The 26481-nt window shown below is 47.9% G+C and carries 10 protein-coding genes; 6 read left to right on the forward strand and 4 right to left on the reverse strand.

The genetic code is table 11. The features are described from left to right. Positions 1 to 820: 820 nt before the first annotated feature. From HMPREF9999_RS03765 to hcp, 4 genes are all read left to right on the forward strand, one after another. On the forward strand, positions 821 to 2470 hold the full coding sequence (locus tag HMPREF9999_RS03765) for a PepSY domain-containing protein (RefSeq protein ID WP_198144613.1): 1650 nt from the start codon (positions 821 to 823) through the stop codon (positions 2468 to 2470). A 166-nt stretch (positions 2471 to 2636) separates the two neighbouring features. Further along, positions 2637 to 6695 (forward strand): glycoside hydrolase family 2 TIM barrel-domain containing protein, encoded by a 4059-nt coding sequence (locus HMPREF9999_RS03770; RefSeq protein WP_044063040.1) that lies wholly within the window; start codon positions 2637 to 2639, stop codon positions 6693 to 6695. Positions 6696 to 7244: 549 nt separating this feature from the next. Then, positions 7245 to 11801 (forward strand): LamG-like jellyroll fold domain-containing protein, encoded by a 4557-nt coding sequence (locus HMPREF9999_RS03780; protein WP_009437061.1) that lies wholly within the window; start codon positions 7245 to 7247, stop codon positions 11799 to 11801. Between the two features lie 1243 nt (positions 11802 to 13044). After that, positions 13045 to 14718, forward strand: a complete 1674-nt coding sequence (hcp, locus tag HMPREF9999_RS03785) for a hydroxylamine reductase (RefSeq protein WP_009437064.1) — start codon at positions 13045 to 13047, stop codon at positions 14716 to 14718. Positions 14719 to 14803: 85 nt separating this feature from the next. Here hcp and HMPREF9999_RS03790 read toward each other — a convergent pair whose 3' ends face one another. The 4 genes from HMPREF9999_RS03790 to HMPREF9999_RS03805 all read right to left on the reverse strand — a co-directional run bounded on the left by HMPREF9999_RS03790 (position 14804) and on the right by HMPREF9999_RS03805 (position 23987). Beyond that, on the reverse strand, positions 14804 to 15580 hold the full coding sequence (locus tag HMPREF9999_RS03790) for a DUF6263 family protein (RefSeq protein WP_009437065.1): 777 nt from the start codon (positions 15578 to 15580) through the stop codon (positions 14804 to 14806). A 126-nt stretch (positions 15581 to 15706) separates the two neighbouring features. After that, positions 15707 to 18340, reverse strand: a complete 2634-nt coding sequence (gene mutS, locus HMPREF9999_RS03795) for a DNA mismatch repair protein MutS (protein WP_009437066.1) — start codon at positions 18338 to 18340, stop codon at positions 15707 to 15709. 222 nt (positions 18341 to 18562) lie between these two features. Further along, the gene (locus HMPREF9999_RS03800) at positions 18563 to 22564 is read right to left on the reverse strand and encodes a glycoside hydrolase family 2 TIM barrel-domain containing protein (RefSeq protein ID WP_009437067.1); all 4002 of its coding nucleotides are present in this window, start codon (positions 22562 to 22564) and stop codon (positions 18563 to 18565) included. A gap of 64 nt (positions 22565 to 22628) precedes the next feature. Then, entirely contained in the window at positions 22629 to 23987 is a 1359-nt protein-coding gene (locus HMPREF9999_RS03805) for an acyloxyacyl hydrolase (RefSeq protein ID WP_044063043.1), read from the reverse strand. A gap of 324 nt (positions 23988 to 24311) precedes the next feature. On the opposite strand from HMPREF9999_RS03805, the gene HMPREF9999_RS03810 reads away from it, so the two are divergent. Both HMPREF9999_RS03810 and HMPREF9999_RS03815 read left to right on the forward strand, forming a co-directional pair. After that, positions 24312 to 24944: a M15 family metallopeptidase gene (locus tag HMPREF9999_RS03810; RefSeq protein WP_009437070.1), complete on the forward strand. Its 633-nt coding sequence runs from the start codon at positions 24312 to 24314 to the stop codon at positions 24942 to 24944. A gap of 44 nt (positions 24945 to 24988) precedes the next feature. Beyond that, positions 24989 to 26293, forward strand: a complete 1305-nt coding sequence (locus HMPREF9999_RS03815) for a THUMP-like domain-containing protein (RefSeq protein WP_009437071.1) — start codon at positions 24989 to 24991, stop codon at positions 26291 to 26293. Positions 26294 to 26481: the final 188 nt, after the last annotated feature.

Consider the following 26481-nt stretch of genomic DNA (forward strand, 5'->3'; position numbering starts at 1 on the left):
CTTTCACAACCTTCACAGAATTGTCACTATTCTATTGACTATTCGTAGATTATATAGGTATTAGGAACAGTGTTCATGAGAGGGCTTTCGAATCGTACGTTAGCACTCTAATGTTGTCCTTCAAATAGGGTAGAGAAGCAGGGGATTTTCATAGATTATCTCCATGCTGCGAAAGATAATCTCCGAGATTTTCTGTAATATCTCCCATGTTTTTGGGAAAATCTCCTACGTTTAGTTGATTAACTCCCATGGTTGTCCGTCAAACTTCAACAGAGAAGAAAGCTTCATTCAAGAATCAAAGATAGATGGCTACCTTTTCATGGATTTCATCACTAGATGATTGCTCTCCTTTTCCGATTGCTCAGCATACTATCATACCAGTTTCAGAGCTCTTTTTCATCCTTATAGGATGCCCTATTTGCTCTTCGGAGGCTGTTGTGTTAAAATATGTCCGAAAGAAGGGCGTTAGAGGTTGTCTTTGAGTGCTTTACAGCGAAATCGGTGAAGGTTGTGAAAGTAAAAAGACTAAAATCCCTGAAATGCGCGCACGCGTATGCGCGCGAGAAGAGATGTTTTAACATTTTGAAAGTGGTCTCTGATGTGTGTTCCTTTTGCTATTTGGAGCTTGTTGAGGAGTCTGTTTAAAAAGTGGGGTGGAAGCGCGAACATATCGCGAATATTTGGTATTTTTGCTGTGGCTTTGCTGAATGCCTTCATGTTGGGGTGCATCAAGAGTCCGAGACTCTGTGGCGCTATCTTGAAGGGCAGCAGCCGATTTCCTTTTTACTACACAAAAACGCTACCTCCAACACTAAACTTCATGTCTTTCTTTCATCGTTTTTTGCCGCAGTCGAAGCAATCGCAACGACTAAGCAATGCTCCGCAACGGCGCCGCAACCGAAGGCTTCGTTGGATACATAAATGGGGTGGACTTTTTTTTACCTTCTTCCTCATTGTCTTTGCTTTATCGGGCATTGTGCTCAATCATCGCGCCTCATTGAGTGAAATGGATGTGCCACGCTCCGTGCTACCGCCAGAGTATCGCATGCAACATTGGAACTTGGGCGCTGTGAAGGGCACGCTTCGTATGTCGAGCGACTCCATCTTGTTGTATGGAGAGAATGGTCTTTGGCTTACCGACTCTGCACATACAGCTTTTACTCGCTTTGATCGTGGACTACGCCCAGGAGCCGACAACCATCTTGTGGCCAATGTGGTGCGCACTCGTAGTGGGCAACTCTTTGCTGTCACCACCTTCGATGCTTACCAGTGGAATTATGTCTCTCAAACGTGGCAAAGGCTGACGGAGCGTTTCAGACCTGCAGACCGAATGACGGATGCAGCAACCAAAGGTGACACCTTGGTGCTACAAAGCCGTTCTGAACTTTTTCTTGCCACGCCACCTTATCAACGCTTTGAGCGCATACAGCTCAAAGAGCCCACTAACAGCACAATCGGCCGCTTCACTTTTCGCACCCTGTGGATGCTACATAGTGGTGAGCTCTTTGGAGCTTGGGCGCAATACTTTGTAGACTTTTTAGGTGTGATTCTCATCGTGCTTTGCATCACAGGGGTCGTGCTGGCCTTTTTTCCAAAGCTCTTAAAGAGACAGCGCAAACGCCAACCACAGGGTAAGAGTGCTTGGCGTAGCATTTTCAGATCTTCTCTCCAGCTTCATAATAAATTGGGAGTATATCTCCTCGGATTTCTGCTGCTGCTCACCCTCACGGGCATGTTTCTCCGTCCGCCGCTCTTGATAGCCATAGCCACTCATCGACATCAGCCTCTGGCTCTAACTCACGAGAACAACCCTAATCCATGGTGGGACAATCTGCGCATGATTCGCTACGACCGTCACCACAATCGGTGGTTGTTGCAGACTCCATTTGGCTTCTTCACGACTAGAGATCTACATGTAGCTCCCACTAAGTTGGAGCATGAGCCTCCTGTAGGCTTTATGGGCACCAATGTGCTTCTGCAGGAAGATGCGGAACATTGGATTGCAGGATCGTTCAGTGGGCTCTATCGCTGGAATGCACGCACTGGGCAGAGCGTTAATCTCTACACAGGGCAGCTCTATGTCGCTCCGAAGCATCAAGGAATCCCAGATTTTACTTATTCTGTATCTGGATACAGCACTGATTTGGGAAAACGTCCCGTCGTGTTCGACTACAATCGTGGAGCGGAGTATGCTCTCGGGCGGCCTTCAAAGCCTGAGGCTCCTGAAAGCTCTGTAGATGCCGTGAGCTATCTTCGTGCTGATTTTAGCGAGATGCCGACAGTCGTCCGTGATGGTCGTTTATCTTTATGGCGAGTCGCATTGGAAACGCATACAGGTCGAATTTACACCTTCCTCCCAAACCTCGTTGTTCAGCTTTTCGTCTTCCTCTCTGGAGTGTTCTTACTCACTGTTCTGGTGTCAGGTTTTATCCTTTGGCGCAGATTCCATCGTTTTGCAAAGTCTAGATGAAAAATAAAGTGGAAAAACTACGAAAATCCATTTTTTATTCCGAACTTTGTAGCTGAGAATGTGGTGATGATTAGCTTCGGTTTAATGAGGTTGTTAGCCCTTTGTTATTGATATATCCTTGTCATCATCATCTCCCTATACTCATCACTCCCAAACATCCTTACGTATGTCTTTATTCTTAGCTTGCAGTTTGCTTTTTAGCCTCGGTGCATCCGCGCAAACCGCACCCGCTTCTAGTGACCACATGCCAGGATTCGCCTATGATCTAAAGGTGAAAACTCCACTCGGCACAGAATGGCAAAGCCCCACGCAGGTGGCACTCAATAAGGAGCGTCCCCACGCTTGGTTCTTCTCTTTTGCTAACGAGCAAGAAGCCCTCAAGGTGCTCCCTGAAGCCTCTACGTTCTATCAAAGCCTAAATGGCGAATGGAGCTTCCACTGGGTGGGAAATCCTGAAGAACGTCCCATGGACTTCTACAAACCCACCTACAATGTGAGTGGTTGGGACAAGGTGCAAGTGCCTATGAACTGGAACATCGTAGGTATTCAGAAAGACGGTGCGCAGAAGTATGGCATGCCCATCTATAGCAACCAGCGCGTGATTTTCCAGCACGAAGTGGCTGTGGGCGACTGGAAAAAGGGCGTGATGCGTGAACCCAGCAAGGATTGGCTCACCTATAAGAACCGCAATGAAGTGGGTTCGTATCGCCGCACCTTCACGATTCCTCAAAATTGGGATGGTCGTGAAGTATATCTCAATTTCGATGGCGTAGATTCTTTCTTCTATCTCTACATCAATGGCAAGTATGTGGGTTTCTCTAAAAACTCTCGCAACTTGGCTTCCTTTGATGTGTCACCTTATTTGGTGAAGGGAGAGAACGTGATTGCAGTCGAAGTTTATCGCCACAATGATGGTTCCTTCTTGGAAAGCCAAGATATGTTCCGCCTGCCTGGTATCTTCCGCAACGTAGGTTTGGTGGCGAAGCCCAAAGTGCAAGTGCGTGACGTCGTGGCTATCCCCGACTTCGACGCAAACCTCATGAATGCTTCTCTAGACATCAAAGCCTCTTTAAGCAATCTCTCCAAGAAGAATCTCAAAGGCTTGCGTGTGCGCTATCGCCTCTTTGAGAAGGAACTCTATGGAGAAAACACGACTCCCGTAGCTGGCGTGAATGCCGAGACAGCTCCAGTGGCAGTGCGCAAGGGGGGTGAAGCCACTGCTGCCGTGAAATTCCAAGCTGGTGCGCTGGTAAAGAAGTGGAGTGCAGAAGCTCCTTGGAGATATGTGCTCGTGGGTGAGTTGGTAGATGCCAAAAATCAAGTGCTCGAAACCTTCTCTACGATTGTCGGATTCCGTAAGATTGAGATTAAGCAAACTGCTGCTCACGATGACGAATTTGGCAAGGCAGGTCGCTACTACTATCTCAATGGCAAGCCCATCAAGATGAAGGGTGTGAACCGTCACGAAACAAACCCCGAGCGTGGTCATGCCATCACTCGTGAGCAAATGGAGAAGGAAGTGATGCTGATGAAGCGTGGTAACATCAACCACGTGCGCAATAGTCACTATAGCACCGACCCCTATTGGTATTATCTCGCCGACAAGTATGGTATCTATCTCGAAGATGAATGCAACATCGAGAGTCACCAGTACTATTATGGCAAGGAGTCTTTGAGCCACGTCCCCGAATTCCGCGATCACCACGTGTCGCGCAACCTCGAAATGGTGCACGCCACAGTGAACCATCCTTCAGTGTGCATTTGGAGTTTGGGTAACGAGGCAGGTCCTGGAGATAACTTTGTGGAGGCCTACAATGCCATCAAGGCTTTCGACACGAGCCGTCCTGTGCAATATGAACGCAACAACGACATCGTTGACATGGGTTCTAACCAATATCCTTCCATCGGTTGGATGAACTACGCTGTTCAAGGCACTGACAAGGGTATCAAGTATCCTTTCCACGTGTCGGAATATGCGCACTCCATGGGTAATGCTGTGGGTAACTTGGTGGACTACTGGAAAGCGATGGAGAGCACCAACTATTTTATGGGTGGTGCCATCTGGGACTGGGTAGACCAAGCCATGTACAACTACACTCCCGACGGCACTCGTTATTGGGCGTATGGTGGTGACTTTGGCGACAAACCCAATGATGGCATGTTCTGCATGAATGGTGTGATGCGTCCTGACCTCACTCCTAAGGGACAGTACTTTGAAGTCAAAAAGGTTTATCAAAATGTCGATGTGCGTGGCGTAAAGCCCGAAGAAGGCATTATCGAAATCTTCAATAAAAACTATTTCACAGACCTTTCTGGCTACGATATTCGTTGGTCGCTCTATGCCGATGGTCTACCTGTTGAGGAGCTCACCAACCAACCTCTCTCTTCTACGCGTCTCACACTTGGTGCTCGCGAACGTAAGAACTACCAGCTCAACTTCAAGGGCTACCAGTTTGATCCTTCAAAGGAATACTTCCTCAAAGTGCAATTCCTCCAAGCTGAAAAGAAACCATGGGCTGAGAAAGGCTATGTGCAAATGGAGGAACAAATCGCGGTGAAACCTGCTGCTGCACAACCTGCAATGGCTAGTGTGGCGAAGGGTCGTGTGGCTGCACCTGTGGTGGATGGCAATTTGCTCCGTGTTAAAGGAGAAGGTTATGATCTCACCTTTGATAAGAACACCGGTGGTCTTTATTCTGCAGCTTATAATGGGGTAACTGTCATCCAACCTGGTCATGGTCCTCGTCTCGATGCCTTCCGTGCTCGCACCGACAACGACAACTGGATGGATGCTAAGTGGCCTAAGCTCGGACTCCACAACTTGAAGCACAAGGCTACGGCATTTGCACAAAATGTCACTAAGGAAGGCAATATCCAACTCATCTTCACTGTGGAGAGTCAAGCACCTTATGGAGGTGTAGACCACTACTCCAACCGTGACCGTGAGAAGGACGAGGTGTATAAGATTGTAGATGACAAGTCTAAGCCTTTCGGACCTAATGACTTCAAATTTACCACGCATCAAATCTATACCATCTATGCCGATGGTAGCGTAGAACTTCAGAGTGCCATCTCTTCCAACATGCCAAAGGTAAAATTACCTCGTTTGGGATATGCCTTTGAAATGCCTAAGGATTATCGTCACTTCACTTATTATGGTCGCGGCCCAGTCAATAACTATGCCGACCGCAAGACTGGACAGTTCATCGAACGCCATGAAGGTATCGTAGGAGAACAAGACATCATGCTCCCCAAACCCCAGTCTATGGGTAATCGCGAAGATGTACGTTGGTGCGCACTAACCAATGATGCAGGACAAGGAGTAGCCTTTGTCGCAGATAGCACCATGAGTGCTTCAGCTCTGCCTTGGAGTCATCTCCAACTCATGGGAGCAGCTCACCCTTATCAGTTGCCAACTTCCGATGGCACTTATGTGCATCTCGATACGAAGGTAGCCGGACTCGGTGGTAACAGCTGTGGACAAGGTGGCCCTCTCGCTCCCGATTGTGTGTATGGTAATGCTTACCGTTTCGGGTTTATCATGCGTCCTGTAACGAACGACAATCTCAACACTGCTGTTAAAGTAAAGCCTGCGGGACAACAGCCCATCAGTGTGACTCGCAGCACAGTTGGAGAAGTAAGCCTCAATTCTCCTGAAACTAACCGCACTGTGCTCTACACCATCAATGGTGGAAAGGCACAAGTGTACAAAGCTCCCTTCAATCTGCGCGATGGTGGTATTGTCAAGGCTTGGTTCAAGGATAATGCAAAACTCTCTGTGGAGCAAGCTTTCACAAAGATAGAGGATGTACCCCTCAGTGTTGCTTTTGTGTCTAGTCAAGAGACAGGAAGTTATGATGCTGATTTGATGGTCGACGAAGACACCGACACCTTCTGGCACACCATGTACTCTGTCACCGTGGCTCAGTTCCCCCACTGGGTGGACTTTGATGCTTCTGCGGTGAAGACTATGAAAGGTTTCGTTTATGTGCCTCGTCAAAAAGGTGACAATGGTCTCATCAAAGACTACGAAATCTATGTCAGCGAAGACGGCAATAACTGGGGAGAACCCGTGGCAAAGGGTAGTTTCCCCAATAGTAGAGCCGACCAGCGAGTTATGTTTGCTCAGCCCGTCAAAGCGCGCTACATTCGTTTCAAAGCCCTCAATAGCTTGAACGGACAAGACTACGGTTCTGCTGCAGAATTCCGTCTTTTAGCAGAATAAATCACACTGCGAGAGCCTATAATGGCTCTCGCAGTTCTTTTTGACGACAGTTGGTATCTTATGAGATCCCAGACTTAGTCGATGTGTGCGTGATACTTATCTTCAGTCCTATCCTGTAGTTCGGCAGGGTAGGGCTATTTGTGTTAGGAATAGCTGAATGTTCAATTCTCGTGTGTTTATAGATGCGTTTTCTTACAAGTCAAGCATTCGTTTTATCTACTTATTTTGCTATATATATGTTGCTATTAGACGTGTTTTGATTGTTGAGTAATGAATAAATGTAAGTTTCTCTTAGCAAAACTCGTATATAAAGCTAGAAAATATACACATTGTACTCGTTATTTGTTAAAACATAGCACCATAAAGGAAGAAAAGAGCTGGAAGTCTTGCCTTTCTGCCATCTTTACTGTAAATTTGTGGCCAATTAGCGTTGTTTTGAAGAGATTTCTTGCAACTCTAAAACATTTCTTGCGAAATAGGGATTCGCATGCATCTAGATATAGTATATCTTCTTCTATTCCCTGCACATTTCAAAACCACAATTCCTATATGAAAAGCGTCTACAAACTTGCTTTGCTTGCGGCTGTAGTTTTTCCTGCTGCCTTGCAAGCTCAGCCCGTTGTCGATCGTAGCAAATATCCAGACTACGATCCAACTGTTCGCCCCGACCGTTCGCTTCGTCGCTATGGTCGTGCGCTCAAGGTAAAGGGAGCAGTCGCGCCCTCTGTGAGCCAGCGTCCTGCCTATGTGAACAATGCGGCCAATATGTATTTCCCCCCCGTGTTTAACCAAGAGGGAGGATCTTGCGGATCTGCATCCCGTATTGGTTATATGTTCACCTACGAGTTGAACGCCTATCGTGGCACTGATGCTTCAAAGTTTGAGAATCAATATCCCACTCACTTTGTTTGGTTGCTTACCAATGGTAACTCCGGTAAAGACCAATTTGTCCAATTTGTAGGTGTGCCTTCTGCTAAAACCTATGGTGGACGCATGAACTCTGCTCTATTTGGTTATAGAGAAGAAACCAACAACGACTTCGGTTGGATGACAGGCTACGAGAAGTGGTTTGAAGCCATGCACAACCGTATGTATCAGCCGGCTCACATTCCTAACAACTTAGGTACAGAGGAAGGTCGTGAACAAATGAAAAACTGGTTGTGGAACCACAATGGTGATACAGACTTTCGTGCCGGAGGTATTGCAGGTATTGGCGTAGCTTCTGCTGTGACCCCAGAACGCATTCCGAATACTGCTGCTAACCAAGCTGCTGGTGTTGTGGGACAACAATACGTGAAATACTGGGGTGTAGGTGTCGACCACGCCCTCACGCTTGTTGGTTATGACGATCGCATCGAATTTGACCTCGACGGCAATGGTAAGTATGGTGAAAAGGAAAAAGACGAAGTAGGAGCTTGGATTATCGCCAACTCATGGGGACTTTGGGCTAACAATGGTCTCATCTATTGTCCCTATGCCAATGCCTTCCCCGCCCATACACAGCCTGATGCTAAGGGAGTGCGCCACCAAAGTGGTGGATATTGGCAACCAGAAATCTACCACGTGCGCAAAGACTACCGTCCATTCCGCACCATTAAGGTGAAGATGGACTATTCACGTCGCTCTGAGCTTCTCTTGCAAGTGGGTGTCTCTGCCAATCTTGATGCCAAGAAGCCCGATGCTATCATCGATCTTCACCACTTCCGTTGGGCTGGTGATGGTCACGGAGGAGACATCGGCACTGGTGAGAAAGACCAAAAGGAATTGCCCGAAATGCCTATGTTGGGACGTTGGGCAGATGGTCAGTTGCACACCGAGCCCATGGAGTTTGGTTATGACCTCACCGATTTGAGTGCAGGATTCGACCGTTCACGTCCTTTGAAATACTTCTTCATCATCAACTCCAAAACGAAGTCTGGTATTTCTAGCAAGGCCAAAGGTTCTGGTCATCTCTATGACGTAAGCATTCTTGACTATGAGTTTGACAAGGAAGGTGTAGAAACTCCCTTCGTGCTTGAAAAGAAGGAGGGAGCTAACAGTGTAGACATCAACAAAGGTACGGTTGCAACTTACAGTACGATTGTCTATGGTGAGCAATTCTTCGCTCCCACCAATGCTGCTGTGAGTGACAACAAGTTTACTTGGTCTGCACCTCAAGCTAATGGTCACAAGATTAAAGAATACAAAGTCTTTGTCAATGGTGCGCTTCGTGGCACCACAAAAGAGCTTTCTTACCCTGTCACTGATGCTGGTAGCTATGCTGTAAAGGCTGTATATGAAGGCGGACATGAGACATCTATGATCTCTGCCATTTCTTCTGTAGCTCGTCAAGAGAAGAATGTGGCTGTAGACTTTAAGCAAGCAGGTTTCACCATTCCCGATGTGTTCAAAGACACATATCCCGAGTGCACCATTGAGTTTTGGATGAAGCCTCACTCTGTGACCAACTGGAACCAACAAGGTGGCCCTGGTTGGGGTAGCTTCATGTGTCACGCTAATGCCGATGGCACTTACACCGCAGGTTGGGATGCAGCAGGTAATGCACGTGCCAACGCTTCTGGCGCACTTCGTGTGAACCAATGGAGCCACATAGCCATGGTCGTACAACGATCCAACTTCCGTATTCTAGTTGATGGTAAACCACAGGCTTCGGCTCCTGCCTCTGGTGGTCATAGTGGTATTGGAGGTTTTGGAAATCTTGTTTTTGCTGCTGGCGATAATGGTCAGGATGCCATCTATGATGAAATCCGTATTTGGAACAAAGCTCGTACCAATGCTGAGCTAAGTGGTGCCCACACCAAAGAGTTTAGTGGCGAACTTATGCCACAAGGTCTCTTGGCTTATTATAAGGGTGATATTATCACAATTGATGGTAAACCTTATCTGCGTGACTGTGTGGGCGGATATCATGCCCCCCTCACGGGTTCTGGCTACAAGCAAGTAGATTCCGACATGAAGTTGGGTGAGCCTTCAGGTTATAGCTTTACGAATACTTCCATTTCAGGGGCAAGAACCATTGAAGCTGGTCAGCCTCTCACGCTTAAGGCCAATTATCAAGACCACGTTAAGCAGCTAGAGTGGAGTGCTCCCGATGCTAATGTTGATAAGTATGCTGGTGCAGAACTCACTCTCGTATTCCCCAAGGAAGGTAAGTATAAGGTGACACTGACAGTGAAGGGAGAGAAGGATAAGACAAGAACAGTGACCAAGGAAATCATGGTGACAGCTCCAGCTCCTTGTTCTGCTGACTTCGTTGCATCTCTCAAGGAAGTACCCGCTGGTCAGCGAGTGAGCTTCAATCCTGTGAATCCCGTGGCTGGATACCAATATGCATGGGCCATGCCTGGGGGTAGTGTTGTAGCCTCTAACGCAGTTTCTGCAGGTACTTCTTATGAGACTCCTGGCAAACACGAGGTGACCCTCACCGTAACGTCTTCTACTGGTGAAGTAAAGACCAGTAAGCAAGCAATCAATGTAGTGAATGTTGCTCCAGAAGCTGCATTTAGTATCCAGAACCCCGTAGTTCTTAAAAACGAAAAGGGCTGGATGACGAGCGAATCTAAGTTCCGTCCTAGCACCCTCGAATGGATTTTCAATAGTGGCAAGAACGTACTTGTGAAGCAGGTAGCTCTCAAGGACAAGAAGGACAACGCACTCCCCTATGAAGTAAAGCAGCCAGGTGTTTACGATGTAACTCTCAAGGCCAGCAACGAAGTAGGTAAGAGCGAAACAACTCAAAAACGTGGCTTGATTGTGGTGAATGCAGACTCCAAGAATGGTCTTTCGTTCAACCATCTCGGCGCAAGTGTAGAGTTGAGTCAACAGCCCATTACGAAGGAGACCAACAACTTCACCATCGACTGGTGGATGAATCCTGCTAAGCTCTCCGATTTCTGCTGCGGTATAGGTGATGTAGATGCCACTTTCCAAATCAAAGCAGACTATCGTGGTCGCTTGCAAATCCATAAGAATGGTCGTCTGGTTCAAACTGGCGAAGGCGTTGTTAAGTCTGGCGAATGGCACCACTATGCTGTTAGCGTAAGCAATGGCAGCAACGTCAAGGTTTATTGCGATGGCGAGCTTGTTGGAAGCTCAGGCAATATCTCTGGTAGCCAAATGCCTAACCTCTCTCGATTTACCATCGGTAATGAGTCTGCCGACATGAGCGGTCAAATCGACGAATTCCGCATCTGGGAGAAGGTACTCACCCCTGCAACTATCCAAAAGTATGCCAATGTACCTCTCGAAGGAGAGCTGCTCAACAAGGCGAAATCAGAAGATAAGTTGAAAGTCTACTATAATTTCAACCAAACTTCTGGCAACGTGGTAGACCAATCTGGCAACGGCTACGAAGGTGTTCGCAAGAACTTCGGCCCTGAAGGTGATGCTTGGGCACTCTCTCGTGGTGTCTTCAGCTTGAACTTCGATAACACGATGGAAGACGTAAGCAGCGAACTCAAGAACAATCGTGCTTACTTTAAGCATACAAACAAGAAAGTCAATGGTTCAAACTCTCGTTGGTATGAACTTGCTGATTGGCTTGTAGAAAACACTTCTAAGGAAGGTAACATCACAGCTGGTGCGCACTACGACAATGCTAAGGGCGGTGCCTTCACCGTAACTTCTGGTTGGGACGGATTCCCCAATTTGAAGGACCACAAGGTGTATCAAGTGCTTCACCTCAAGGCTGGTGCTTATGCTCTCACCACTTCCTTCGGTCAGCATGGCGAAAGTGCAAACTGCTTCCTCGTTGCTGCTTTGGGCAACAAGTTGCCCGACTCCAACCAGTTGGATCAAGCATTGTCTAGCACTCCGCTCAAGCCTGGCAACATGGGTGCTGAAAACACGCTCAACTTTGTCCTTACTGAAGACACGGATGTGGCACTTGGTATCGTGGCCAACATGATTGGCAACAAGATTTTCTGCATCCACAACTTCAAGCTCGTGCGTAACAGCGTTGAAACCATCACCAACATCGGTGGCGTGAAGACTAACGTGCAAATCTCCAATGCAGAAGGCACATTCGACCTCTCTGGACGTCGCGTAGAAAAGACTGAAAGCGGTCAAATCTACATCCAAAACGGTCAACGTGTAGTGGCTCAGTAATTCCTGAGTATTCTGATGTCTCTTTAGAGATACAGAAAATGATGAAATGATCAACGGACATATCCAGCAATGGGTATGTCCGTTTTGCGTTGAAACCGACATTTTTATCGCCACATTTTTTTTAGCCCCGTAACCAATGTTACGCTTTTCAATTGTTACACTTCGTACCTTTGCATCACTAAACTTAAAGACTTTGTTGTTTCCCTGTCTTGCTCATTTATGCAAGGGAAACATCCTGCGATGATTTCGCAGCCCATTAACCAACACGAGATGACCTAGCTATTCTATTCATTTGTCTCTTGCAAACACAATTCAAGAAGGTGCACCCACAATTGGGTGCACCTTTAATTTGTCTAGGCAATCCTAGTAGAAAGTAATTTTTCCAATACTGCCTTATAATCTCCCCCTCTATCTATTATATGGGTAGATATTAGGCAAAAGAGAGAAAAAACGATGGAAATCAGCAGAAAAATTTTTTACACCCTCTGTTTTGCTATTTATACATGTCAGAATGCAGTATAGTGATGCTGTTTTGTATGAGTGTTAATTTCTCTTTTCCTTTGCGCTGGCCGATGTTTTGCGCTCCTCTCGAGCAATACTTCCACCTCAACTCGTTGCAAACCTTTGTGCAGCGTAGAAATGAGACTCTCGCGCCCGCGTACGCACACGCACTACAGGGATTTTGCACTTTTTGCTTTCACAACCTCACACTAGTCCCATCTGTTCCTCCCTTTTTTGCTTAGAAATCAAGGAGATGTCGTCTAAAATGTCGGACTTTTTTCCACTTTTCTCCGACGTTTTCCCGCACATCTCCGACTTTTCTCTCAAAAACTCCAACATTTCCGTTTTTCTCTCCCCAAACGACAGGTGACGTTCTCGCTTGTTCAAGCTCCCTTTTTCGCCTATTTTCTGCCTCTTTTCAGTCGCTCAACCTGGATATTCTGAAAATATGTTTAAAAACGTGTGGTAATAAACAGATTAATAGCCACTTATAAAGAAATCTGTGAAGGTTGTGAAAGCAAAAAGTGCAAAGTTGCAGGGTGCGTGCGCATGCGCGCACGCGAGAGAGGGTGATGTAATCTTTCTTAACAGATGAAAAGGAGGGCTTTGCAGGCTCTAATACCCTAATCGTTTGATCATACTCATTTTTGCAGGATAAACATGCGCAACCGTAACTGATGTTACGTTTTCCTCCTGTAGCACTTTGTATCTTTGCAACGACATAAACAAATATAGACATAATATGGATCCTAGAATGTTCTGTTTTCAGTGCCAAGAAACGGCACGCAACACAGGTTGCTTGATTAAAGGAGTATGTGGCAAAGAAGCCTCTACGGCCCGTTTGCAAGACCTTCTTCTTTTTGTAGTTCGCGGTATTAGTGTAGCTGAAACACTGCTTCGCCAACGTGGTGAGACAATTCCTGCCGAGGTGTATCATTTCAACACAGATGCTTTGTTCTGCACCATCACCAATGCTAACTTTGATGATGACAGTATTGCTGCCCGCGTGGAGCGCGGACTAGAACTGCGTGACCAACTGGTGGCACGTCTGCAAGAAATCGGTGTAGAACTGCCCGCCACTGATGCCCTCACCTGGCGTGACGTACGTGACAACTTTGATGCAAAAGCAGGCGAAGTGGGTGTATTGGCAGAGACTGACGAAGACAAGCGTTCTCTCACCGAATTGATCATCTATGGTCTTAAGGGAATGGCTGCCTATGTAGAACACGCAGAACGCCTTGGCTATGAAGACCTCACCATCAATCATTTCACTTGTGACGCTTTGTCTGCGCTCACAGTGGGAAATCTTGACGTTGCTGCACTCATCGACCTCACTTTGCGTACCGGTGAATATGGCGTGAAAGCTATGGATGTGCTCGACCGTGCCAACACGGGCACTTATGGACATCCTGAGGTGACAGAGGTGTCAATCGATGTGCAAAATCGTCCTGGCATCTTGATCAGTGGTCATGATCTCAAAGATTTGGAACAATTGCTCGAACAATCGGAAGGGCAGGGCGTAGACATCTACACTCATGGCGAGATGCTTCCTGCTCACTACTATCCAGCGTTCAAGAAATATAAGCACTTTGTGGGCAACTACGGTAATGCTTGGTGGCAACAACGTGCAGAGTTTACGACTTTTAATGGTCCGATTCTCTTCACCACCAACTGCATTGTGCCTCCGCTTCCCAATGCCACCTACAAAGACAAGGTCTTTACTACCAACGCTACGGCCTTCCCAGGATGGAAACACATTGTGGCTGATGCAGACGGCCGCAAGGATTTCTCTGAAATCATAGCCTTGGCGAAGACTTGTCCTGCTCCTCAACGCCTCGAAACGGGTAAAATTGTTGGTGGCTTTGGTCATAACCAAGTGTTTGCGCTTGCCGATAAGGTGGTGGAAGCTGTGAAAAGTGGAGCCATCAAGAAGTTTGTGGTGATGAGCGGTTGTGATGGTCGTCAAGCAGGTCGCGACTATTATGGTGATTTTGCGAAAGCACTCCCACAAGACACGGTGATCTTGACTTCTGGTTGTGCAAAATATCGCTACAACAAATTGGCGTTAGGCGACATCAACGGCATTCCTCGTGTGCTCGATGCTGGTCAGTGCAATGACAGCTATTCGCTCGCACTCATTGCATTGAAATTGAAGGACATCTTTGGCCTTGAAAGTGTGAACGATTTACCCATTGCTTATAATATCGCATGGTATGAACAGAAAGCAATCATCGTTTTGCTTGCGTTGCTCTATCTTGGTGTGAAGAACATCCACGTGGGTCCCACGCTTCCTGCTTTCCTTTCTCCTAATGTGGCGAAAGTGTTGGTAGAAAACTTTGGCATTGCTGGCATCACAGATGTAGAGAACGATATGAAGATTTTTGGCATTGAATCTGTTTCCCAAACCAGCTGCTAAAAGTCTTAGGATGGTGCATCGCTCCATCTAAAATGAATCATCCCCATTGACACCGATATGGTCAATGGGGATGCTGTGTTTTGGCTTACATGGTCACCTTAGTCTTGATGAGGCTAGGACTATTGTTCGTCTTTACGGTGCCTTGCAAATCCATCGTCATGGTGCCTTGCAAATCCATCGTCATGGTGCCTGGTATTTGCTGGCCAGTGGTGCGATCGTATTGTACCTCAGTTTCAAAGGTGAGATTATTCTCTGTGTTCATTTTCAATACGCCTTTACTCTTGATGGTCAGAGTGCTTGGTGTAATCTTCGTCAAGCAATATTCTACTTGCATCTCCCTTTGGTCGTCTTTGATGTTGTTTTTCCAGGTGTCACCTTCACCAATGGGGGTGCTTGGGAAGTGTTGAATCTGGCTGTTAAGCTCCATTTGCTCTAATTGCGAGAAAAATTGCCCCAACAACTCTTGGGGTAGTCCTTTGATTTCTACATTTTTCACGTTACCATGTTTATCCTTTTGGCTGGTGATCGTGATTTGAGAAATCTGCTCATTGAATTTTTTCAACATAGCTTCCATTGCTGCATTTTGGGGCATATCTGGAAGAGAAATAGCGAGGTCGGCCATGCTCATGTTCATCGTATAGACTTCATTTTCCAGTGAGGTTGCCTTGATATGAGTTGTCATACTCGTTTCCATCTTCTTGGGGTTGTTGCTGGAGTTAGAGTATTCTATCGTAGAAGTCATGCGATAGGTGAGGGTTTTGCCCAATTCTGGAGCGAAACGGTAGGTGATTTTTTCGCCTGCGACGGCGAGGAGGGTGCCAAGTGCAAAGACGAGGCAAAAACTAAGCAATCGTTTCATCATGATGTTAAGATTTTAGGATGAATAAATAGGATTAGAGGGATGGAGTGAATAGCAGATGCTCACTGAGAGCTTGTCTGACTTTCCGAGAAGAATAGGGGTATAAACAATTACTCACCAGAACAGACCTTAGGCCTGTCCGGTGAGAATTTTACGAATTTCATGCAAGCGGTTGAGGGCTTCCATAGGGGTGAGATTGTTGATGTCGAGATGGAGTATCTCATCGCGCACAGCCGTGAGCACGGGGTCGTCGAGTTGGAAAAACGACAGTTGGGTGTTGGGAGCTGCTACATTGAGTGTTTCGGTGGTAACATCTGAAGTCGCTCCTACGTTTTCGCGGTCGTCGGCTCGGTTAGCTTCAAGATGGTGGAGGATGCTTTCGGCTCTACGCACGATGTTGCTGGGCATACCGGCTAAGCGCGCCACGTGAATACCAAAGGAGTGTTCGCTACCACCGCGTGCGAGTTTGCGGAGGAAAACGATGCGGTGATCCACTTCGCGCACCGACACGTTGTAGTTCTTGATGCGTGCAAAGCGATTTTCCATCTCGTTCAACTCATGATAGTGGGTGGCAAAAAGCGTGCGCGCATGAGCAGTAGGATTCTCGTGGATGTGCTCCACGATGCTCCAGGCGATGGAGATGCCATCGTAGGTGGAAGTGCCTCGGCCGAGTTCGTCAAAAAGCACGAGAGAACGCTCCGTGAGATTGTTCATGATGTTGGCGGCTTCGCTCATTTCCACCATAAACGTACTCTCACCCACGGAGATGTTGTCGGATGCTCCAACACGGGTGAAGATTTTGTCGACCAATCCTACGCGTGCGCTGTCGGCAGGAACGAAAGATCCCATCTGCGCAAGGAGGGTGATTAAGGCTGTTTGGCGCAAGAGTGCACTCTTACCCGCCATGTTAGGACCGGTGACGATGATGATTTGCTGACTCTCGGTGTCGAGCAGAATGTCATTGGCGATGTATTCTTCCCCCACGGGCATTAAGGTTTCGATCACGGGGTGACGTCCAGCTTTGATGTCGAGGGTGGTGGTGTCACCCACCACGGGGCGTACATATTTTTGCGTTCTAGCCAGATGGGCGAGAGAGTGGTAGCAGTCGAGGTCGGAGAGGGCTTGAGCATTGTGTTGGAGTGCCACGATGCACTCCGCTGCAGCAGCCACCAACTGACCATAAAGGCGGGTTTCGAGAATGAGAATCTTGTCTTCCGCACCGAGGATTTTCTCCTCATATTCTTTGAGCTCTTGCGTGATGTAGCGTTCCGCATTGACCAGGGTCTGTTTGCGAATCCACTCTTCGGGCACAAACTCTTTGTAGGTGTTGCGCACTTCCATGTAGTAGCCGAAGACGTTGTTGAATCCTATCTTCAAACTTTGGATGCCGGTGCGTGCGATTTCGCGCTCTTGGATTTGGAGCAAGTAGTCCTTGCCCGAAGTCTGGATGTTGCGCAGTTCGTCGAGTTGCGCATCCACTCCTTCGTTGATGACTCCCCCTTTGTTCACCAATAGTGGTGGGTCAAGGCGCAGTTCGCGTTCGATGCGCTGGCGCAGTTCTGTGCAAGGCGCGAGTTTTTCTCCAATGGCGCGGATGCTTTCTTGTGGAGAAGCCAAACACACGTTTTTGAGCACCATTACCGTTTCCAAGGCTGCGCGGAGTTGTTGCATTTCGCGAGGGTTGATGCGTCCTGTAGCTACTTTAGAAACGATGCGTTCGAGGTCGCCCACCTTGCCGAGTTCCATCTCGCAGAGTTCGCGAAATTCGGGTTGGCGGAAGAATTGTTCCACACTGTCGAGGCGCGTGTTGATGTCTTTGACCGAACGTAAGGGGAAGAGTACCCATCGGCGCAGTTGGCGCGCTCCCATCGGGGTGAGGGTGCGGTCGAGCACTTGCAGAAGCGAACGTCCGTCGCCGTGGTTGGTGCTCACCAATTCGAGATTGCGGATGGTGAACTTGTCGAGGCGCACGAAGCGTTCTTCTTCGATGCGTGTGATGCGTGTGATGTGGTCGGTGTGGTGGTGCTGCGTTTGCTCGAGATAGGTCAAGATGGCTCCAGCTGCTGTGATGGCAGCATGGAGGTGGTCGATGCCGAAGCCTTTGAGATTCTTGACATCAAAGTGTTTCAGCACTTTGGTGCGCGCAGAAACATCGGCGAAAGCCCAGTCGTCGAGTTCAAAAACAAAATATTTTCCAGCGAAGAGATTGTCAAACTTTCCCTTCAAACCGCGTTCCACTAGGATTTCTTTAGGGGAGAATCCAGCTAAAAGTTTGTCGATATATTCCACATCTCCTTCGGCAACCAGATATTCTCCCGTGGAAATGTCCAACAAAGATAATCCCACGCTTGCGGCTCCGAAGTGAATGGCTGCCAAGAAGTTGTTTTCCTTGCTCGCTAGCACGTTGTCACCTAGTGCCACACCAGGCGTTACCAATTCGGTGATGCCACGCTTCACGAGTTTTTTAGTGAGTTTGGGATCTTCGAGTTGGTCGCAAATTGCCACACGATGTCCAGCGCGGATGAGGCGTGGGAGGTAGTTGTCGAGCGCATGGTGTGGAAAGCCAGCCATAGCAATAGAACCCGACGAACCTTTTTGGTTGCGTTTGGTGAGCGTGATGCCCAAGATTTGTGAAGCCACCACCGCGTCGTCACTATAGGTTTCGTAGAAGTCGCCACAACGGAAGAGGAGAATCGCATCGGGATTCGTCGCCTTCATATCGTGAAACTGCTTCATCATTGGGGTGAGTGCTTCTTGCGCCATATTGGGATATAGTTGTTTACAGAGAAATCTTATTTGATAGTGGTTGGAGCAAAGTTACAAAAAACCAGTGGTTTGAACAAATACAAAGAAGTTGACTTCGGGTTACCCAGTATCCCTTTGGAGTTGGCTGCTGAATGTGGAGAAAAAGAAAGCGGAGTTGCACCAGAAAAGACTGGTACAACTCCGCTGGAGGTTGTTGCGTTTGCAATCAATCGTTGCTGTTTACTTGGTGAGGTTCACAGGCGTAAGACGCAAGCGGAATGATTGTGGAGCTTGTGGCACCCAGAAAGGCTTGATAGTGTCTACACCACCGCAGGAAGCGTTGCCCACACCGCGATAAGTAGCATCTATTTGCAGCACGAGATAAGGACGTTTCACCAATTCCCATGCGTGCTTAGCTTTCGCTAAATCTTCTTCGCTGTAAGGGAGGGCGGAGAATCCTACTTCACCTTCGGTCTCGATGCGTACACCCTGCCCCTTTTTGTCGGTGAAAGTGGCTTCACGGAGTTCGTAGCGATAGCCAGAACTTTGGGGCTTCATGTAGCTTTCCATCGAGCTGAGCGGAGTGGTGGAGTAGCGTCCCACGGTGACACCGTCACGACGGTCGTTGTAGTTCTCCCAAGGACCGAGTGCCCAGTAGTTGATGTGCTGGAGCGTGCTGTCGAGACCGACTTGGAAACCGGTGCGACGGAGGTCTCCGCGCTTAGGATCAAACTGCACGTTCATGTCTACCACATTTCCACCACGAAGGGTGTAGAGAATGGTCATATCACTCAAACTACCGCTGCGCTTGGTGAGGATTTGGTAACCATCAGCCGTGCGAGAAGCTGAAATCTTGCCTTCTACAGCCATACCATTGCTGGCGTTGGACTGGCGGTCGTTTTCAATGAAGCGGAAGTTGGTGTAGTCGAGGTTGAGACCTTGACCGAGGATTTCGCGATTACCCCAACGGAGGCTCTTTAGTTCGGCTGTCTTCGCGTCGAAAGTCAGTTGCACTTGGTCGGCAGTGTAGGAAATTTCATTGCCGTTGCGGGCTTCTTTGACTTCTGCAGCGAGAGATTGTGCTTGAGCTAAAGGAGAGCGTTGAGAGAGGACGAATTGTTTCATCGCTTCTTCGTGCTGCTTGTTGCTCCAATGAGTGGCAGCACGACGGAAAGCATAGAGATTGAGCATCCATTCTTCGCCATTGGCTGTAGCTTTCGCAAGTTTCACCTTGGGAAGTGCGAGGGTGAGCATCACACTGTCGCCAGGAGCCACAGTGGGGAGCTTCATCTTGCGTGTGCCTTGAGCATATCCATTGCGCAAAGTGCTCCAGTGGAGATCAAAGTCACGGAGATTGGTGAAAGCATATCCGTTGCGCACCACCACTTGTGCCGTGTTCTTTTGCGTATCTAGGCTAGCCAGACGGAATTTCACAAACTGGTGTGCTGCTTTCACCTCCTTGAGTTTCGCACTCTCCTCACGTGTGCCGGGGAGAATACCATTACTCATGAAGTTGCCTTGGTGAGGACCAGGGTAGTCATAGCCAGTGTGGAGGCGATAGATGCCTTGTTTCATCTCCTTTGGATCGTAGATGGTCTGGTCTACCCAGTCCCAAACGGCAGCACCGATGCAAGAGTTGCTGGCTTCAATGGCATCCCAGTAAGCACCAAAGTTACCCATAGCGTTACCCATGGCGTGAGCGTATTCACAGATAAACATGGGTTTGTCCATGTTGTTGGTGTATTGGCTCATCCAGTTCATGTCGGGATACATCTTAGAATACATATCCGAGAAGCGTTCTCCACCGAAGGGACGGTGGATGCGTGTGCCTTCGTAGTGAATGGGGCGTGTAGGATCGAGCTTTGCGGCATGATTGTAGCAAGCACCAAAGTTTTCACCATTACCTCCTTCATTACCCAAGCTCCACATGATGACAGAGGGGTGATTGAAGTCGCGCTTAACCATGCGGTCTATGCGATCCACGAAAGAAGGTTCCCAACTCTTGAGGTCGGAGATGCTTTGGTTAGCGTGGTCTTCGAGGTCAGCTTCGTCGCAGGTGTACAAACCATAGTAGTCGTACATCGCATACATGCGCGCATTGTTGGGGTAGTGTGAGGTGCGAATCGTGTTGATGTTGTTTTGCTTCATCAACAAGATGTCGCGGAGCATCGTTTCGTTCGTCACAGCACGGCCGAGTTTGGGATCGGTGTCTTGACGGTTTACGCCTTTCAAGAAGACGCGCTTACCATTGACATAGAGGAGTGAGCCTTGGATCTTCACTTCGCGCATACCTACTTTGGTGCTCCATGCCATTTCCTCTTGTCCTTGTGCATCGCGTTGTACGAAGCGCACGGTGTAGAGGTTGGGAGTTTCTGCAGTCCAGAGAGCGACATCGTTGAGCTTCAGATGGAGTGCATATTGGCTGAAGGTGGAGTCTTTGCGCGCTTCTGCGGTGAATTGTAAGAGGTCTTTCGCCACCAGTTTACCCTTGGGGTCGAACACCTTCACATCGAGTTGCTTTTCTTGCTTTTGATTGCTAGGATTTCTCACGCTGAAGTTGAAATGCACCGTCGCATCTTTGTAGTTCTGGCTGAGACTTGTGGTGATGTTGTGGTCAAACACGTAAGCAGTGGGCACGTTGAAGAGATAAACATCACGGAAGATGCCCGACATGCGGAACATATCTTGGCATTCCAAGTAAGAGCCATCGCTCCAGCGAAACACTTGCACCGCAAGACGGTTTTCACCTTCGCGGAGATAAGGTGTCAAATCATATTCGCTCACATTGTTCGCTCCTTGACGGTAGCCTACAAAGTGGCCATTCACCCAAATCATTGCGGCACTATATACGCCAGCAAAGTGAATGATGGTGCGTTGTTTCGACCATCCTTGGGGAAGGTTGAAGGTGCGCACATACGAACCCACGGGGTTGATACCATAGTTCGCACCGCCATCGTTGTATCCTGGACGCGCCATGATGTAAGGTGGCGTGTTGGCGTGAGGATATTCCACATTGCAGTAGATAGGATGGTCATATCCTTGCATCTCCCAGTTAGAAGGCACAGGGATGTCGTCCCATTTTGACACATCAAAGCCTTCTTGGAAGAAAGTTGTGGGACGAAGTTTGGGTTCGCTCACCAAATTAAACTTCCACGTGCCGTTGAGCGAAAGATAACGATCGCTCACTGGCACAGACCATGGGGTGTTGTAGAAAGTCTTGTCTTTGAGCATCTCTGCTTCGCTCGCATAAGGCTGATAAGTGGCGTGAGCAGGCAAGCGATTGAGCGCAAAGATGGTTTCATCTTCCCACCAAGGAGATTTGATTTTAGGCTTGTTCACCTCGTCAAAAGCCACCCAAGCCGTGGAATCTTTGAGATTGAGCGGCACAATTTTCATTTCATCTCCGCGCAACGCAAACATCTTCTCTTTTTTGTTGAAAGAAGCAATGACGTAAGCATCTTCTTGTCCAGGAACAGGCAGGATGGTGAGTTGCGCATTTCCGGGATTTCTCAGCGAAGCCGGCCACTGCAACAAGTAGTCAATCGAAGCATTGTTGCCGCCATCGTCAAAATGTTGCACAAAATAAGCATTTTCCACCACGCGGCGGTTGAGATCGAGCATTTTCACCGACCAGTATTGACCGCGATGCGTAGAGTCTTGAGGTTCTGCTAAGATGGGACGACCATTTTCAGCCACTTCTCCGTTACCCAACACAAAACCTGGTTTGTTGACAAGACGCAAACGATACGTTTGTTGATCGTCAAATCCCGAAACACCTGCCGCAACAGCGCGAAGTTGAGGTTGTTTTCCTTTCAAACTCGCCAAATCAACGAGGTGAAAGTGTCCATTTTTGTCCAAACTGACAGCTTTGTCGCGACGTGTTGCTGGCACAAGCACCACACCAGCAGGCGATTGTTCGATGCTCCACATTTGGTTTTCGTCCGAACCATTGATTTCCCCAGTCTCCACGCGGTTACCGTTGTGTCGCAACGCTTGTTGGGTAAAGGGGTTAAGGATGCGCCATGCTCCAGAAAGCGGAGCGATCGTCCAGTATTGCTGTGTGCGCTGGGCATCGGTGGGCGCAGTCACGGCTGCTGAGCCCGAAACATCAAGCACGCGTCCCGAGGTTGTAGCTTGGAGTTGATAAAGTGCTCCCTTGCGCCAGCTCGTCGTTTGTGCTATCGTCGGGAGCGAACATGTCATCAACATGGCTCCTAGACAAAGTTTGCTGAAGAAGTTCATTGGAATGTTTGGATAGAGTGATAGAATATGCGACAAAGATACGCAATTCTCTTGAGATAACCACCTAAAAATCCCATCCGATGCCGATTTCTGCAAAGTCCGCTTTCAATTTATGCGCTTTTATCCCGAGGCTCAAAGTAAGTCCCTGGTGCTTCAATCCTTGCGAAAGGCTTCCCAAGTGATAGCGCAGTCCCACACGTTCGTAATAGGGTGTCTCGTCTGTGGAAGGCAGTCCTCCAGTCTCTCTAAATAGATAGTAGCCCAGATGGACATAGCTCGACAATCTTTGATAGTAGCTCTCGTGTTTCAATGCTATGCCCAAAGAAAGCGGAGCATATTTGCGTCCTTCTCCATGATGAGGCGCATAATTGCGGAGTTCATTGACATAAGGCAAGGTGAAAACGTCCAACCCTCCACCGACAGCCCAACGGCGTGCATAGCGACGCATTACATCGCCTTGAAGATTATAGACGTAATATCGTTTGAAGTGATCAGTGCGATAGTCGGGAGCTGAGGGAGAAGTGTTATACTGCGTGCGCAACCATTCTTCGAGTAGCGTGCGTATCCCTAAATTCCCCTCTAGATGAACAAACCAGTGCGGTGAGAATTTGGGAAAACTCCCCGAATTCACCGCGTTTCTTTCGCCTGTTTGGTCGAAAATGCTCGGTTTCATCGCAGCTTTTCTGAAAGAGATAGGTTGAAGCTCGTATTGCAATGCGAGTGTAGGTTGCCACATGTTCGCCCCCTTGTTGGGACGATAGGTCGCCCCATTACTCACGTGTCGAAAAGCCAAATCCGCGCGCAGAGAAATACGAGAGGAAAGTCGAAGTTCTCCGTAAAGACTAGCTCCAAAATGGAAAAGCAAAGAAGAACCTGTGAGTTCATTGTCGGCATTGTTCTTCTTATTATAAGGATGCGTGTTAAAAGCTAAACCTTCCTCAATGGCATACCCCCATTCTCCCCAAGAACCACGTTGGAGCGGTCGCGAAAAACTCCCCACGAGTGCAAGAAGATGACCAGGATGTGAGGTGTAATTCACGGGGTGCAGCAGCCCCCAAGCCGAGGAAGCCTTCTTTTGCATCGTGGCGCGAGTAAGATTTGCCCATTGTAGTGAAAGCCCCCAGGTGGGGTGATTATAATCGCGGGCAAAAAGGTCTGTAGAATCAGATAAAGTGCGATGGCGCAGCGTGAATATCACATTAGACAGAGCTGTTCCACTAGTCCAAGCGCGTTGATATTGATCCATCACAAGCACATTTCCCAGCGACCCTCCTACTTCCAAAGCATCAATGCGTGAAAGTGAAGACCGATATGGCTGAGGGGGCAAGGGTTGCCCTCCGATGGAGACTACATTTTGCGCCCAGAGGGGCAGAAAAGATGCGACAAACCAGCCACTTAAAAAGAGAAAAAGGGAAAAGCGCATGGGCGGTATTCAAAGAGTTAGAAGTAGAATATCTGTATTTCAGACTAAACTATCCTTTAATGAACGACAAAGTTACTCAATTCGTGGGAGCTAAGCTTCGTGTTGTTCTTAGAAAATCGTATTTTTGTAGGGAACACCAACCTAGGCACTAGAGTTTAGTGCTTCGACTTTTGTTGATGTTACGTGCAAATCCATCATTATCCGTTTTCTCATCCTATGTGCATTGCTTCTTTTTCCCTCTATCTTTTATCTTTGTGGGGGAGTGTTCCGAATGCTCATGTAGCTATATCGATCTCCCAGACCAAGTCTCCCACTGAGCAGCGGATGGAAGCACAAGGGTTAGTGGACGTTACTACGGTGATTCCTGATATTCATGTTAGTCTTATGTATGCACGTGCGGACAATTTTGTTGGACGAGTGATGTATCGCGACTTGCATCGCGCTTACCTTCTTCCCGAAACGGCAGCTGCATTGAAGAAAGCCCAAACAGCTTTGCAAAAAGCACACCCCGAACTTAGTTTGAAGGTCTATGATGCTACGCGCCCTATGTCAGTGCAACAGCAAATGTGGAATATCGTAGCAGGGACGTCTAAGTCCATCTATGTGAGCAATCCTAAGAATGGCGGAGGACTGCACAATTATGGCTTAGCAGTAGACATCACTCTCTGCTGGCGCAACGATGTGCGCAATGCTCAGGGGAAACTTTTGCACACCGCAGGAGACACCACCGGTTTGTCGATGGGAACACCTATTGATTATCTAGGAAAACTTGCTCATGTGCGCGATGAAACCGAATTTTTAGAAAGAGGATGGCTCAAGAAAGAGCATATCCAGAGAAGACAATGGTTGCGCACAGCCATGGCAGCCGGAGGCTTCAAAGTCTTGCCCACAGAATGGTGGCATTTCAATTTCAAAACTCGCGCACAAGCCAAAGCACACTACAAAGTGGTGCGATAGAATAACGCCTTAATAACTTTCAAGTCTTTTAGACCCTCAGTGATATGAACCCAGATTTTTCGGTATTTTTACTAAAAACATCCGATTTCATCGCGGAACATCGACATGAACGTCCCGATGCTGTAGCTCTTGTTTTGGCTAATCAAGGAGAAAAAATGGGCTTCGACAAAGAGGAATCAGCTTTTATCGTACGCCAAATCGAAGGTTGGCAAAAGCTCTCTGCCAAAGTTCCCCGTTGGACTGAATCTTCTACACTCATCTATCCCCCTCGTTTGTCTTTAGAACAATGTAGTAGCCAGGTTGCAGCTGAGTATAAAGCCAAGTTGGTGGAGCGTATCATTACCACAAGCACTTCTTCTGAATCTCATCTCAAGACAATGGTAGATCTCACTGGTGGACTTGGAGTAGACTTCTCGTTTATGGCTCCTTTGTTTGATGAGGCCACTTATGTAGAGCAACGAGAAGAATTGGTGCAACTCGCTCTTCATAATTTCCCTTTGCTAGGATTGTCGCACGCAAACTGCCTTTGTGGAGATGCTGTGACTCATCTTTCTGCGATGAAATCGGTGGATTTGGTCTATCTAGACCCGGCGCGGCGTGACGAACATGGTCGAAAAACAGTCCGTATCGAGGACTGCACACCCAATGTGTTGGAACTGTTGCCGAAGTTGCGCGAGAAGGCGAGATGGTTGTTGGTGAAACTCTCTCCCATGTTGGATGTGCACCAAGCCATCACCGCGCTTGGGTGTGTGAATGAAGCCCACGTGGTGGCAGTTGATGGAGAGTGCAAAGAAATACTTTTGTTGTGTGATTTAAGTTTACAGCGAGAAACACAAACTAGATCCCGCGCGAGTTCAGAAGAACCAACATCAGGAACTGCGACACGCTGGATTTGTACGAGTGAAAAAGGAATATTTGCCTTCACGCAGCAAGAAGAGCAGACAACGCTTTGCCCCATGGCTTCGCTGATAGAGGGATATCTCTACGAACCTGACGCAGCAGTCATGAAGGCTGGAGGCTATAAAACTTTTGGTATGCGATATGGGTTGAAAAAGCTTCATCCCAACACCCACCTCTTTGTGGGTGAGCACGCCGACTGCACTTTGCCCGCCCGCTGTTTTCGTATTCTCGAGGTCGTAGGTTTTCAAAAGAAAGCACTCCGCACGATTACGGCTTTGAAGAAAGCTAATCTTACCGTGCGCAACTTTCCCACTTCAGTGGCAGAACTCCGCAAACGACTTAAACTAGCGGAAGGTGGTGAGTATTATCTTTTTGCTTGCACCACCGCCCAAGATGAGAAAGTCATCATTGTGACGGAAAAAGTGATTCCTACAGTTCCCTTAGTATAATCATCCTTTTCATCTTTTGCTTCAAGACAGTTCTTTTTTTCTCTATCTTCTTCCAAACATTAGACAAATATCCACATTTTCCATTAGTGCGTTTTTTACTGTATCTCATTGTTTATCAGGTGTATGATTGGGGGTTTCTAGTATAGCTCAGCAAAAAAAGAAATTTTTCAGAGAAAAAAATGCGATTT

The organism is Alloprevotella sp. oral taxon 473 str. F0040, assembly GCF_000318095.2.
Taxonomy (GTDB): Bacteria; Bacteroidota; Bacteroidia; order Bacteroidales; family Bacteroidaceae; genus Alloprevotella.

Coding starts and splice junctions, on each gene's coding strand:
- HMPREF9999_RS03805 (WP_044063043.1), bottom strand. CDS start 23,987: ATGCGCTTTTCCCTTTTTCTCTTTTTAAGTGGCTGGTTTGTCGCATCT.
- HMPREF9999_RS03800 (WP_009437067.1), bottom strand. CDS start 22,564: ATGAACTTCTTCAGCAAACTTTGTCTAGGAGCCATGTTGATGACATGT.
- HMPREF9999_RS03815 (WP_009437071.1), top strand. CDS start 24,989: ATGAACCCAGATTTTTCGGTATTTTTACTAAAAACATCCGATTTCATC.
- HMPREF9999_RS03770 (WP_044063040.1), top strand. CDS start 2,637: ATGTCTTTATTCTTAGCTTGCAGTTTGCTTTTTAGCCTCGGTGCATCC.
- HMPREF9999_RS03780 (WP_009437061.1), top strand. CDS start 7,245: ATGAAAAGCGTCTACAAACTTGCTTTGCTTGCGGCTGTAGTTTTTCCT.
- HMPREF9999_RS03765 (WP_198144613.1), top strand. CDS start 821: ATGTCTTTCTTTCATCGTTTTTTGCCGCAGTCGAAGCAATCGCAACGA.
- hcp (WP_009437064.1), top strand. CDS start 13,045: ATGGATCCTAGAATGTTCTGTTTTCAGTGCCAAGAAACGGCACGCAAC.
- HMPREF9999_RS03810 (WP_009437070.1), top strand. CDS start 24,312: ATGGAAGCACAAGGGTTAGTGGACGTTACTACGGTGATTCCTGATATT.
- mutS (WP_009437066.1), bottom strand. CDS start 18,340: ATGGCGCAAGAAGCACTCACCCCAATGATGAAGCAGTTTCACGATATG.
- HMPREF9999_RS03790 (WP_009437065.1), bottom strand. CDS start 15,580: ATGATGAAACGATTGCTTAGTTTTTGCCTCGTCTTTGCACTTGGCACC.